Genomic DNA, 12,785 nt, shown 5'->3' with positions numbered 1-12,785 from the left:
TTATGGTTGATAGAATCAACCAATAGGTGATTCTATTGTGATGCATAAAAAATAGAGCGCTTAAACGAATACAAGTTATTAATGACCAGGGTCTTTTAAATTGATCAAAATAGGGTATAAAACTAACATCGAATTGTCAGAATGATTGCAGGAGCAAACAGAAAAGGAGAAATACAATGGTTGAGCAGATTTTTAAACTGACGGGCGGAAATGACAAGGTGGTTGAAAAGATTATTCTGGATGAAAACCTTCATTATATGCATGTGATTATTAAGCAGAGTGACGGTTTCCCTGAGCATTATACTAACGCTGTGGTCTATATGACAGTGGTGCGGGGGATTGTCTCGCTGCAGCTGGATGACCAGGATTATTATGCCTATCCGGCGGGCACTGTTTTAAAAATACCGGTAAATACCAAAATGAATCTTAATAACTTCAACCCGGAGACCTTGGAGCTGATCCTAATCAAGGCGCCACCACCGGATGTACTACCCGAATAAAAAAGAAAATGACAAAAGTGAGCATATAAAATCGTACAGAAACAGGTGACCGAAATGAAAATAGTCGTTTTAGACGGATATACATTAAATCCCGGCGATCTCAGCTGGGACAGTCTGGAAAAATTGGGGCAGCTAACGGTTTATGACCGGACCACCGAAGCGGAGGTTTGCCAGCGAATTGGTGATGCGGAAATAGTCTTTACGAATAAAACCCCGATCAGCAAAGGAACGCTGGCTGCTTGTCAACAGATTAAATACATAGGAGTGTTGGCTACCGGCTATAATGTGGTGGATGTGGCAGCTGCCAGTGAACGGGGCATTACCGTGACCAATATTCCCACCTATGGCACCTATGCGGTGTCGCAGTTTGCTATTGCGTTGTTAATGGAATTGTGCCATCGGGTTGGTGATCATTCCGGGTCGGTGCTTTCTGGTAACTGGACCATTAACCCGGACTGGTGCTTCTGGAATTATCCGTTGATTGAACTGAGCGGAAAAACCATGGGAATCATTGGCTTTGGAAAAATCGGCCAGCGCACCGGACACATTGCCCAGGCTCTGGGAATGAAGGTACTGGCTAATGACATCAATAAATACCCGGAACTGGAATCAGAAAGTTGCCAATATGTAACCCAGGACGAATTGTTTGCAGCAGCCGATGTGATCGTCCTCCATTGCCCGCTGTTTGCCGAAACCCGGGGGATCATCAATGCTAAAAATATTGCCAAGATGAAAACCGGAGTCCTGATTATCAATAATTCCCGGGGCCAGCTAATTGTTGAAGAGGATTTACGTGATGCACTCAACATTGGCAAGGTGGGGGGCGCAGCGGTAGATGTGGTCTCCACCGAGCCGATTAAACTGACCAACCCGTTGCTTCAGGCCAAAAACATCATCATCACGCCGCATATTTCCTGGGCCCCTCGCGAAAGCCGGCAGCGACTGATGGACATTGCTGTGGATAATCTGATCCACTTTCGTCGTGGCGACATCAGGAATAGAGTGAACGGTTGAATAACCGAATAAAAAAAGCGTCGTTTATGTTAAATACAAACGACGTCTTTTTTAGTAGATGAAATGAATAATAGTATTATGAAAAATACTTTCGTGGTATAATTCACCTATTATTTTAGAACACAAATTTTTTAACGTGATTAAACGAAAAGGATAAACCCTGATGGACAGAGAAAAAATAAGAAGTTTTTTTGCGACACTGATATTCCGGGAATTTGATATAAATGGTGATAGCAACGGCATCGAATTCTGGAAAAACAGAATCTTTTCACTGTTGTCATTTTCGCTCGTTTTTTTATGTGGCCCAATCCTTATTTATGGCGCATATTTGTTCTATACTGCTGGAAATACGCTGCTTGCCATAATTGAGGCATCGATCTTTGCCATCATTGTATTTGCGGTCAGTAAAAAGAAATTGAAGATTGACACGAGAAAGTATCTTGTCATCATCAGTATCTACGTGATCAGCATCGTTTTGCTGATTTATACGGGCCCCATGGGTGCGGGGATGATCAGTGTAATCTTTTCCTTTGTACTGGCAGTGTCCTTATTAAATAAGCGACAGAATAAGGTCTTTTTTGCGATTAATCTGGTCATTTTCTCTGTTTTGACGTTGATGCACCTGGCTGGTATTTTGGAAGGTTTGCCCATTGAAATGTACGGCAATTTCTGGCTGGTCAATGCGATCACTGCTCAGATCATTATTATCGTTTTGGTATTTTTATACAATATGATTTATGATGGTCTGGAAAACCAGACTCGGGAAATCCTGGATTCCAGGACATCACTGGCAGCCAGTGAAGAAAAATATCGATTGTTGGCTGATACAACGGCCGATGTTATCTGGGTATTCAATGTGGATTTGGGAAAATTTGTGTATATTAGCCCATCCATTCGGGATCTGCGAGGGTATACAGTAGAAGAAGCAATGATGGAGAACTTTGTTGATAAATTGGCTTTTAACAGTGCCCCTAAATTTATGGAAGAAATATCCGTAAGGAAAAAAGAATTTATCGCTGAACCGGATGTTCCCAAGACCTATATCTATGAGATCCAGCAACCGTGTAAAAATGGCGAAACTATCTGGGTTGAGACCGCATCCCGATTTCGTTATAATGCTCAAAGAGAGATCGAGATTGTCAGTTCGAGCCGAAATATTAATGAACGAAAGATGAAAGAAGAACAAATCCGTTATATTGATTTCCACGATCCGCTGACTGGCTTGCTAAACCGAAAAGCGCTGAGGCAGAAGTTTCTGGACGGGAAAACCGATAAACAGCAAAAGTCAGTGATTATCATCAATATCGATAATTTCCGGGTGATCAATGATGCTTTGGGACATCAGGAAGGTGATGATGTTCTGCTGGACATGGCAACCAGAATTCTAAAAAGTGTTGATAGTAATGGTTTAGTTTATCGATATGGCGGGGATGAGTTTGTCATTATTGTTGAGTCCAGTGACTATCAGTCGGTTCAAGGCCTGGCATTACGGCTGTTGAAGACAATTTCAACTCAGTTTATTGTGGCCAAACGGCTTTTCTATTTAACCGCCAGCATTGGCATCGGAATGGGCTCGGAAACAGAAGATTTGGAACAGACCGTCAAAAATGCTGATACCGCATTATATGTGGCCAAAAAAGAAAAAAATAAAATTGTCAGATATATTCCAGAAATGGATCAATCCCGAACCAGGGAGGCAATTTTGGAAAAAGATTTGAAGATTGCCCTTGAAAAGGGTGAGTTTGAACTTCATTACCAGCCCATTTATGATATCCATAACGAGGTCATTAATCACGCCGAAGCGTTACTCAGATGGGAACATCCCTATCTGGGACGGATTTCTCCGCTTGATTTTATTCCGATTGCTGAAAAAACAAAACTGATCATTCCAATCACCGATTGGGTCATCGGGGCAGCCTGCCAAACGGTCAGGCGATGGGAAAAGATGGGGATTATGGATATGACCGTCAGCATCAACGTTTCGCTATTGTCATTTGAAAATCGCGGAACCGAGCTGGTCGGGTCAGTTGTTAGCGGCATTCGCGCAGCGGGTATCAAACCCACCAGCATCAAGCTGGAAATAACCGAAAGCATTTTGATTCGTGATACCGACGAACTTCGCAAAGTTTTTTATGATTTAAAAGGAATTGGCGTCAAACTGGCGTTGGATGATTTTGGAACCGGCTATTCTTCCTTCGGTTGCATGAAGGATCTGCCCCTGGACATTATTAAATTGGATCGCTCGCTGATTTCCAATATGGTCATGGATGAGCGGGAGCAAATGATCGCTGAATCGATGATTACAATTATCCATGGTTTGGGAATACAGGTTGTGGCAGAGGGTGTCGAGACCAGAGAACAACTGGAATTCTTAAAAAAATACGGCTGCGATTTTATTCAGGGCTATTTTTTCAGCCGTCCGTTGGCGGCAGATGATTTTGAGGAATATTATTTTTCCATGCAGAAAAACCGATAAAAACGGTGCTGTCCGGTGATGGTCACACCCCAATAATTAGTGCGCCTGAAATCAGGAATCCGCCATAAAAAGCCAGAAAACTCAAGACCAGCGTTGCCAGTACATAGACAATGGCACTGAGGATTCGATTATTCTGGAGCAGCACAAAGTCCTCAAACATAAAGGTGGAAAAGGTGGTGTAAGCCCCCAGAAAGCCTTCGGCAAATAAACCGTAAAGCAGGGCTGAAATATCAAAACCGGTGACGACACCGAGAAGAAAGGCGCCAGACACGTTGATCACAAAGGTCCCGACCGGAATGTGCTGGTGCCGGGAGGCAAACCGTTTGCCCAGATAATAGCGGGTGGTGCTACCTAAAGCACCGCCGACAATGACGCATAAAGTTTCCATGAGATGTTTTCCTTTTTAATAATCGATGCTGAAGCGGGCGACCAGATTTTTGCCAACCGGATGCAAAATATGATGACCGATCAGATGGCCCAGGTAAACAGCACCGACTCCCAGGATAATCGAGGCTGCCACATAGTAACAAAAAAAGCGCAGATAGCCGGCATCGAGAATATTCAGACTTTCTTTGCAGAAGGTTGAGTAGGTGGTAAAGGCGCCCACCAGTCCAGCGGTTAAGCCTAGCTTGACATCGGTGCTGATCCGTTCAGTTTTTGAGAAGACGGCATTGAGCATCCCCAGAATCAGGCAACCAATCAGGTTGATCACCAGAATGGTCAAGGCCAGATTAATCAGCTGATCCGCCGATTGAAAAAGAGTGGGAGCGTTTTTGAGCTCGAACCGCAGCAGCGCGCCAACAGCGCCGCCAGCGGCGATAAAATAATATTTTTTCATAACAGTCCTCCTGACTCAAGTGAACAAATAGTTTGACACGAAGGGTTTTATTTATTGTAAGGTATGGTTATTTCAGACAATAAAAAACCTGCAGCATTACAAATCCTGCAGGAGTCATCAGCTGATAAGCAATTCAGGTGAACTCCATCACCTTGTTTGAAATAATGTTATCATGAGGCAATAATCGTGTCAATAAAAGGTGGGGCTGAAATCGAAATCAAAATTAAATTGTGAATAATTGCCGTCAAATTTGGGTAATATAATAATTAGCGATTGAAATTCTCGGCTGAATCGATTAAACTAATAAAACAGGTGATGAAGTTCGCCCTGGCTCCGGCCAAAATGCTGACACGCTGATGACTTCTGTTAATCATACAGGAGCATCGGCTTTTTTGATTTGTGCAAAAGTCATACGATGAACACTAGCTACAGTCAAAAGACCCGATGCAGAGAGGAATTGTGGATGATCAAAAAAAATATGATGACAACAATTAATGATGTAACAGCTTTGCTGCAGGTAACTGGGGTATGCGAGGAGGACATCAGGAAAATTGAAAATCTTAAAACAAAAATTGCCAACCGCGAGCTGGTCATTTCGGTGATTGGTCAGTTTAAGCGGGGGAAAACTTCGTTTATCAATGGGGTGTTGGAAGCGGCGGTGTTGCCGGTTGGGATCATTCCGGTAACCTCCGTGGCCACTAAAATTTCGTATGGCGAAGAATTAGCTGAGGTTCATTTTAAAACCGGGGAGAGTCAGACGGTGGCACTGGAACAACTGGTGGGGTATATTGCCGAACAGCAGAACCCCAACAACCAGAAGGGGGTTTCCTTTGTCAATCTGTTTCTGCCCGATGATTTTCTCAAAGACGGCATCACACTGGTGGATACCCCCGGGGTGGGATCCATTCATCAGAACAATACCGATGAAGCCTATGCCTTTATGAAGGATAGCGACGCGATTATTTTTATGCTCTCGGTGGATAGTCCAATTAACGAAATCGAGCGGGAATTTTTAGTTGAAGCCAGAAATTACGCCGCCAAATTCTACTTTGCGATTAATAAGATCGACACCATCAGCCCGGCGGATCTGGAAGCATATCTGGGTTATTGTCATGATATTCTCTGTGAGATTATGGCCGTCGATACCATCGAACTTTTTGCCATTAGTGCCAAAACCAAAGTGGGGATGGCTGAGTTATTTGCGAAAATATCAGAAGATATCAAAGTTTCTGCCGATCAGATCATTATCGAATCGGTGCAAATCAAGTTTCGGGAGGTACTGGGGGTGGCCCTTTCCCACCTGGAATTGTACCGCCGGGCTTACGGCATGCCCCTTAAAAATCTGGAGGAAAAACGCCGGGAACTGGAAGAGAAGCTGGGCAGTCTGGATCAGATTACCAAAGATGCCACCTTTTATCTGCTGCGCCATATTGATGAGCTATTGGAGCAGATTCGGACCGAGTTACAGGACGGTTCCGCCGGCATTCGGGAAAAACTGACAGTGGCAATGGCCGCCGCTTATGAAAAGAATCGGGAGGCGAAACCTAAAGAACTGGAAAATGTGTTGATGACGCTACTGGAAAACCAGTTATCTGCCCAGCTCAATGACCTCAGCGAGCGGGGTCTAACCAGCCTTTCGTCGGGGTACGAAGATCTGGTTGAGCTGCTCAACCAGAAAATTGATGATCTGAAGGCCTTTTTGAGCAAAGTGGTGGCGGAACTCTTCGGTATTAACTATCAGGTTGACACTACCGTACATACCCTGTCCTCTCGGGATGATTTCTATGTCAAGGTCAATCAGAAGCCGGCGGCATTTTTGGTGGACATGAATGATCTGGTTTACCTGATGCCCCGGGGTTACGCCAATAAAAAAATATACACCCGTTATCTGAGCAAAATGCAGACCGACGTGGAGCACAATATCAACAACATGATCTATAATTATCAGTACAAGATCCGCGAGAGCGTCCGGGATTTTAAGGCGGTGCTGGAGCGGGAATCGACTACACTGAAACAGGAACTCAGCGAGCTGGTCAATCGGGTCATTACCGATAAAGAAGATACCTCAAAACAACTGGGTGATCGAATCAAAGAACTGGATGCCATTAGCCAGCAGTTAACCTTTATGTTATTAGAACTTTGAAATAAATTGTAGGTCCATCAACGATAACGGCGGTGATAATTTTACTCGCAATCGGATATTTAAAAATATTGCCATTAGCGTTATAATAAAAACAGAGAGTTATGAGATAATAATGATATTAACAGGAAAAGATGAATATAACAGCATCTCTTTCAGAAAGTGGGCACGATGTTTATAAATAATCATAACGGCTTGGAATTGTCAACGGCGATGCTGATTAACGCGGCCGAGCACAGAGGGATTGAGGTTGAGATCCTGGATCTTGAGGATAATTTTATCCGGCTTACAAAAGGCGATAAAATTGAATATGTCAAACAGGCCACCCGGACATCGGCCGACACCTATATCGCCCCGCTGATCATGGAAAATAAAGAAGTCACCAAGCTGGTGCTGCGGGAGAAGGGCATCAACGTGCCGGCCGGGATCAAGGTCAAATCGGCGGCTGAAGCGATGGCCCATTATGAAGAATTCCGGGGCAAAGACATTGTGGTGAAGCCCAAATCCGCCAATTTTGGCCTGGGGATTGTCATTCATAAAAATCTTCAGTGTGAAAACTGTTATCGGACGGCGGTAATCAACGCTTTTAGTCATGATACATCGGTATTGATTGAAGAATTCGTGCCTGGCAAAGAGTATCGGTTTCTAGTAATCGGCGATGAGGTAGTGGGGATTCTCCACCGGGTTCCGGCCAACGTGGTGGGGGATGGGGTTCATACCATTGAAGCGTTGGTGACTGAAAAAAACCAGGATCCGCTGCGGGGAAAGGGATATGTTACCCCTCTTGAAAAGATCCAGCTTGGAAAAACTGAAATTGCTTTTCTCAGTGAGCAGACTAAATCCATCGAGACCATTCCGGAGAATGACGAAACCGTCTTTCTCCGGGAAAACTCCAATATTAGCACTGGTGGGGACAGTCTTGATTTTACCGACGAGATTATTGATGATTACAAGGCTATTGCGGTGGCAGCAGCCCAGGCAGTCGGTGCCCGGATCTGTGGCGCCGATATCATCATCCGGGATATTCAAAAAAAACCCGATGCAACAAACTACAGCATTATCGAACTTAACTTCAATCCAGCTCTGCATATCCATAATTATCCCTTTGTCGGCAAAAACCGCCATGTCGATGACAAGGTGCTGGATCTGCTGGGATTTTAAACAGTCAATGATCGGTTTAGAAATAGATAAGCGACAGTTTAACGATAACCACAGCACCTGTTTAACGGGTGCTTTTTTTTATAAGCGTTAGCTACTTGACAAAATTATCGTAATCCCGGTAAACCTGGCGGGAATAGCCATAGCACCACTTGACGATGGCTTTTTCAAAGGCCGTGGACTTGCCCATGTAGCCGGCCACGTAGTTGGCGTTGGGACTTTGGGCGTGAGCCCGGGCCAGCATCAGGCCACAGCCTTCGACGTAATCAAGAAAGCCCTGACTGGTCAATTCATTCATTTCAAAGGAGCCCTTCATATCCCGGAATTGACGGACGTAAAAATCCCGACCGTTGGCCTGAAAGTGTCCCAGAAAAGGATCCGAGTAGGCCTGCAGAATCTGCTGACAGGTGATAACACGCAGGCCGTTGTTCTGTTCGGGGGTGAGCTTTCTCAGGGGGGAGCCGACAATCGGGTTATAGCGGGACACCACCGATTGGGAGGCTTCTTTGATCTGGAGCACCAGGTGGCTGGCATTTTCACAGGTTAACACCAGCAGATAACAGCGGGTGCCGACACTGCCGACGCCGACAACCCGCCGGGCCACGTCTGTCAAAAGATGCTGGGATAATAGCAGCGCGATATCCGGGCGAACGGTTTGCCTATAGGCTTCAAAGGCGGCTTCAACCTCGCCGGCCAGACCGGCATCCAGATGGGTGAGGACCGGTGGATTTTCAGTAAAAACCCGGCGGCCATAGGCGTCGTTTTGGGTCATTTTTGAAATTACCTGTTGCGAGTTGCGGTTTTTGGCTTTTTTGATGACTTTCTTATAGGCATTCCTGCTTTTTTTGGACACTGAATCGAGAATGTCATCTTCGCCGATGCTACTATAAAAGCGATGCATGGAGCTGGTTTCCAGCAGTTTGCGGAGGCCGTAGCGATAGTGGAAAGTGGCTTTGGTGGCCGCTTCCTTGACCTGAGCATCGGTCATTCCCAGATCTTCGCCACAAAGGATAATGCTGGTGACGAGGCGCTTCAAATCCCATTCCCAGGGGCCGGGGGCGGCCTCGTCGAAGTCGTTGAGGTCAAAAACCAGCCGTCGTTCGGGGGAGGCGTACAGTCCGAAATTGTTGATATGGGCATCGCCGCAGATTACCAGCGGCGCCCCAGTGATGGCCTGCTGAGCCAGGTCATGGGCCATGATCAGGGCAGTGCCGCGGTAAAAGGTGAAGGGCGATACCGCCATCCGTTCCCGCCGTAGATCGATGAGTTCGGGCAGCCGGGTGCGGTTTTGCTCGTCGATCATCATATTGACATCCCGGTTAACTGGATTAAAGGTACCTTGGTTTACAAAGCTGACAACGGACCGGGCGGCTTTGCCTTTTTGCCGCAGGGCCTGGGCTGTGGGGATCATTTGATGGGGATTGAGTCCATATAAAATCATTTTTACCTCCGGTGATAAATTGGGGAGCAGTGATGATGTAACGGCTAAACCTTAAACAAGCGGCTTGCCTTCTGGTAGTTTTATTATACCTATTGATGGCCAGAATAAACAAAGGCTGATCAGAATCTCTAAAAAATTGCACGCTGCTGCGGGCGTAATTGTAATGATTCGGGGTATGAATAGATAACAATAACAAAAAAACGAGCACAAAGAGGGAAGAGTTATGGAATACGATGCGATTATTATTGGTGGCGGCTTAGCTGGTCTGACGGCCGGGAGTTTACTTTCGAAAAGCGGTTTGAAGGTGGCAGTGGTTGAAAAAAGCTATAATCCCGGTGGTTCCTGCGGGGTGTTTAAACGCAATGGGGTGACCTTTGATATTGGGGCGGCGATGCTGTTCGGCTTTGGTGATCAGGGCTTTAACGCCCATCGCTTTGTTTTTGATTGTCTCGAGGAACCGATTGAGGTGGTCAAACATGAGTTGCTTTACTGCATGCATTTCAAGGGCCATGTGATTCGCTTTGGGGCTGATATCGATGATTTCGCCGCGCAGCTGGGCACGGTGTTCCCCTCGGAACAAGCCAATATCCGGCGTTTTTACCGGGATCTGGAAAAAATGTATGGCGATGTGATGGTAACCAATCCCAATTATACCACCCCGGATGAAACAGAAGCCCGGGGCGCCCTTAAAAGTCTGATCAAACACCCGCTGTCCTATGCCCGGTTTCTGGGTTATTTAAATAAAAGTGCCCGCAGTCTGTTGGCGGCTTATTTCAGTGATCCGGAAATTTTCAAATTTTTTGACAAGATCACTTCCACCTATTGCTATGCCACGCTGGAAGAAGCTCCGGCGGTGCTGGCCGCGGTGATGTTTGTCGATAACCATGTCGGTGGCAGCTATTATCCCGCCGGTTCCACCATTTTTCTGCCGGGCAAGCTGGAGCAGGTGATTGAAGAAAATAAGGGTACGATGGTGCTGGAACAAGCAGTGACCCGGATTATTTTTGAGCATAGCCGGCCGGTGGGGGTGGAACTGAGCAGTGGTGAAAAATTATTTGGCCGGGATCTGATCTATTCGGGAACGGTCTGGAATTTATATGGCAAACTCATCGATCGGCCCAATCTGAGTCTGGAACGGGCCCGCTGGGCAGCCCGACAGGTGCCTACCTATCCCAGTGTGGTGCTCTATGCCCAGGTCGACAAAGCGGTGATCCCGCCGGACAGCGAGCCGGTGGAAATGCTGGTGGGCAATCCGGACTGTCTCGACGAAAGTGAGATTACCGTCTATATTTCCAGTCTTGATGACCAGACCCTCTGTGATGCCAGTAGCCATGTGGTGCTGGCCATCGGCCCCAGCTTTGAAAACTGGCAACAGGGTGAGGAAGCCGATTATCTGGCCAGAAAAGTGCTGGAAAAAGACCGGCTGATCGCAGTGCTGGAAAACCGCTTTCCCGGCTTTGGCGAAGCAATCCGTTACGTCGAACTGGCCACGCCCCGGACGATCGAGCGTTATACCAATAAAAATGGTGGGGCGGTGGCCGGTCCCAAACAGATGCTGGGGCAGCATATGTTCAAGCGGCTCCATACCCGGACCGAATGGGACAATCTGTTTTGCTGCGGCGAATCGACGGTGATGGGTACTGGCACGCCAACCGTGACCACATCGGGGATTTCGGCGGCCAATGCCGTGCTCAAAAAACGGGGTCTGCGGCCCTATGTCTATCAGCCAGAGCGCAAGAAGATGGTACGAATCCTTGACAAACCGGTGACCGCCGAAAAACTCTATGCCGATGTCCCGGCCGAAATCCGAATCCTGATGCAGAAGGCCTCCCGCTGTGAATACTGTGAGCATCCCTATTGCTCGATTGGGATGCAAGCCCGGGGCCGGGATCTGGATATCCGCGGTATCATGCGCCGGGTTACGGTGGGGAATCTGGTCGGCGCCAGGAAACGGCTGGAAGCCTATTGCGCTGAACACCAGATCAGGATTGAAACAACGCCGTTGGATCTGGCCCTTTGCGAAAGCCGCTGCATTCAGAACACCAGAAACGGTAAGCCGGTGGCGATCCAGGCGGTGATCGATGGGTTGCTGGGCTAGATGGAGGTGGTTGTGATGAAAGATTTTAAAAAAGACGCTGCAAACGGAACGGTGGCTGCCGGGAACGACTATGATGTGATTGTCGTCGGTGCCGGGATTGCCGGTTTGACCAGCGCTGCCTATACCGCCAAAGCCGGTTATACGACCCTACTCTGTGAAAAAAGCGAAAAGGCCGGGGGCCTGGTGGGGAGCTTCAGCCGCCAGGGCTTTACCTTTGATGCCGGCATCCGGGCCTTTGAAAATTCGGGAATTGTTTTTCCGATGTTAGCGCAACTGGGGATTGAGCTGGAGTTTGTTAATAATCCGGTAGTGATCGGCATTGAAGATGCCCAGATGACCTTAACTGGAGTGGAAAGTCTGGCTGCTTATGCCGCCATGCTGAGTGCGAAATTTCCCGACAATCAAGCCGAAATTGCCGCCATTATCAGCGAAATCCGTAAAGTCACCGGTTATATGGAGGTCCTTTACGGCATTGAAAACCCGCTGTTTATGGATCTGACCAGGGACAAGGACTATCTGTTTAAAACGCTGCTGCCGTGGTTGCTTAAATACCAGGTGAATATCCGCAAAGCCCAGAAACTCAGTGAACCGATTGAGGATTATTTGCGGCGCTTTACCAAAAATCAGGCGCTGATCGATGTCATTATCCAGCACTTTTTTGAAAAGATGCCGGCTTTTTTTGCCCTTAGTTATTTTGGTTTATACAGTGATTACAGCTATCCCATCGGTGGCACCGGGCGGCTGGTCACCGCACTGCGTGATTTTATTGTCGCCCACCAGGGCGAGCTGGCTCTGAACACCGAGATCAGCCAGATCGATATCCACGCCCGACAGGTGACCACTCGGGATGGCCGCCGCTTCGGCTATCGGGAACTGATCTGGTGTGGCGATATGAAGGCCCTTTATCACGCCGTTGATTTCGGGGAACGCTGGGAACCCAGCCAGCAGGTTCGGGAACAGCAACAAAAGATCCGCGAAAACCGTGGCGGGGACTCGATCTTGACCCTCTACCTGGGAGTAAATCTGGACCCGGCTTATTTTGCTCCGCGCTGCGGCCCCCATTGTTTTTATACCCCCAGCAAAGCCGGGCTTTCGGCCATCCGGTCAGAACCCTGGTAGG

10 protein-coding genes and 2 riboswitches are annotated in these 12,785 nt (G+C 47.3%); of the genes, 7 read left to right on the top strand and 3 right to left on the bottom strand.

Going from position 1 to position 12,785, the window contains the following annotated elements; genetic code table 11:
• Window positions 1–176 precede the first annotated feature (176 nt).
• The 3 genes from A3KS_RS0104680 to A3KS_RS0104670 all read left to right on the top strand — a co-directional run bounded on the left by A3KS_RS0104680 (window position 177) and on the right by A3KS_RS0104670 (window position 3,990).
• Window positions 177–500, top strand: coding sequence for a cupin domain-containing protein (locus tag A3KS_RS0104680; protein ID WP_026393937.1), 324 nt, complete (start codon window positions 177–179; stop codon window positions 498–500).
• Between the two features lie 54 nt (window positions 501–554).
• A complete protein-coding gene (locus A3KS_RS0104675; protein WP_026393936.1) occupies window positions 555–1,514 on the top strand; it encodes a D-2-hydroxyacid dehydrogenase in 960 nt (319 codons plus the stop codon).
• A gap of 163 nt (window positions 1,515–1,677) precedes the next feature.
• On the top strand, window positions 1,678–3,990 hold the full coding sequence (locus A3KS_RS0104670) for a putative bifunctional diguanylate cyclase/phosphodiesterase (RefSeq protein WP_026393935.1): 2,313 nt from the start codon (window positions 1,678–1,680) through the stop codon (window positions 3,988–3,990).
• Between the two features lie 22 nt (window positions 3,991–4,012).
• On the opposite strand, the gene crcB is transcribed toward A3KS_RS0104670, so the two are convergent.
• Window positions 4,013–4,378 (bottom strand): fluoride efflux transporter CrcB, encoded by a 366-nt coding sequence (crcB, locus tag A3KS_RS0104665; protein ID WP_026393934.1) that lies wholly within the window; start codon window positions 4,376–4,378, stop codon window positions 4,013–4,015.
• 15 nt (window positions 4,379–4,393) lie between these two features.
• Complete coding sequence (locus tag A3KS_RS20035) at window positions 4,394–4,828, bottom strand: fluoride efflux transporter FluC (protein WP_051355657.1); 435 nt, start codon at window positions 4,826–4,828, stop codon at window positions 4,394–4,396.
• Between the two features lie 101 nt (window positions 4,829–4,929).
• Window positions 4,930–4,989, bottom strand: a riboswitch (Fluoride riboswitch).
• 141 nt (window positions 4,990–5,130) lie between these two features.
• Window positions 5,131–5,201: riboswitch (Fluoride riboswitch) on the top strand.
• Between the two features lie 90 nt (window positions 5,202–5,291).
• Between A3KS_RS20035 and A3KS_RS0104655 the strand changes: the two genes are divergently transcribed.
• Both A3KS_RS0104655 and gshAB read left to right on the top strand, forming a co-directional pair.
• The gene (locus A3KS_RS0104655; protein WP_026393933.1) at window positions 5,292–6,971 is read left to right on the top strand and encodes a dynamin family protein; all 1,680 of its coding nucleotides are present in this window, start codon (window positions 5,292–5,294) and stop codon (window positions 6,969–6,971) included.
• A gap of 168 nt (window positions 6,972–7,139) precedes the next feature.
• Window positions 7,140–8,129 carry a bifunctional glutamate--cysteine ligase GshA/glutathione synthetase GshB gene (gene gshAB / locus A3KS_RS0104650; RefSeq protein ID WP_026393932.1) on the top strand — a complete coding sequence of 330 codons (990 nt, stop codon included), beginning with the start codon at window positions 7,140–7,142 and terminating at the stop codon, window positions 8,127–8,129.
• Between the two features lie 91 nt (window positions 8,130–8,220).
• On the opposite strand, the gene A3KS_RS0104645 is transcribed toward gshAB, so the two are convergent.
• On the bottom strand, window positions 8,221–9,567 hold the full coding sequence (locus A3KS_RS0104645) for a DUF2252 domain-containing protein (RefSeq protein ID WP_051355656.1): 1,347 nt from the start codon (window positions 9,565–9,567) through the stop codon (window positions 8,221–8,223).
• Window positions 9,568–9,790: 223 nt separating this feature from the next.
• Here A3KS_RS0104645 and A3KS_RS0104640 point away from each other — a divergent pair, with 223 nt between their 5' ends.
• The gene (locus tag A3KS_RS0104640) at window positions 9,791–11,665 is read left to right on the top strand and encodes an FAD-dependent oxidoreductase (RefSeq protein ID WP_026393930.1); all 1,875 of its coding nucleotides are present in this window, start codon (window positions 9,791–9,793) and stop codon (window positions 11,663–11,665) included.
• Between the two features lie 15 nt (window positions 11,666–11,680).
• A complete protein-coding gene (locus A3KS_RS23905; RefSeq protein WP_051355655.1) occupies window positions 11,681–12,784 on the top strand; it encodes a phytoene desaturase family protein in 1,104 nt (367 codons plus the stop codon).
• The last annotated feature ends 1 nt before the right edge of the window (window position 12,785 follow it).

This window comes from Acetobacterium malicum subsp. dehalogenans DSM 11527, from assembly GCF_000472665.1.
Lineage (GTDB): Bacteria > Bacillota > Clostridia > Eubacteriales > Eubacteriaceae > Acetobacterium > Acetobacterium malicum.
Note: the sequence above shows the minus strand (reverse complement) of the source record. Positions and strands in the feature narration are given on the sequence as shown.

Excerpts from the sequence above, each read along its gene's own strand:
- gshAB (WP_026393932.1), top strand. The coding sequence starts at position 7,140 with ATGTTTATAAATAATCATAACGGCTTGGAATTGTCAACGGCGATGCTG.
- A3KS_RS20035 (WP_051355657.1), bottom strand. The coding sequence starts at position 4,828 with ATGAAAAAATATTATTTTATCGCCGCTGGCGGCGCTGTTGGCGCGCTG.
- A3KS_RS0104680 (WP_026393937.1), top strand. The coding sequence starts at position 177 with ATGGTTGAGCAGATTTTTAAACTGACGGGCGGAAATGACAAGGTGGTT.
- A3KS_RS0104640 (WP_026393930.1), top strand. The coding sequence starts at position 9,791 with ATGGAATACGATGCGATTATTATTGGTGGCGGCTTAGCTGGTCTGACG.
- A3KS_RS0104655 (WP_026393933.1), top strand. The coding sequence starts at position 5,292 with ATGATCAAAAAAAATATGATGACAACAATTAATGATGTAACAGCTTTG.
- crcB (WP_026393934.1), bottom strand. The coding sequence starts at position 4,378 with ATGGAAACTTTATGCGTCATTGTCGGCGGTGCTTTAGGTAGCACCACC.
- A3KS_RS0104670 (WP_026393935.1), top strand. The coding sequence starts at position 1,678 with ATGGACAGAGAAAAAATAAGAAGTTTTTTTGCGACACTGATATTCCGG.
- A3KS_RS0104675 (WP_026393936.1), top strand. The coding sequence starts at position 555 with ATGAAAATAGTCGTTTTAGACGGATATACATTAAATCCCGGCGATCTC.
- A3KS_RS0104645 (WP_051355656.1), bottom strand. The coding sequence starts at position 9,567 with ATGATTTTATATGGACTCAATCCCCATCAAATGATCCCCACAGCCCAG.
- A3KS_RS23905 (WP_051355655.1), top strand. The coding sequence starts at position 11,681 with ATGAAAGATTTTAAAAAAGACGCTGCAAACGGAACGGTGGCTGCCGGG.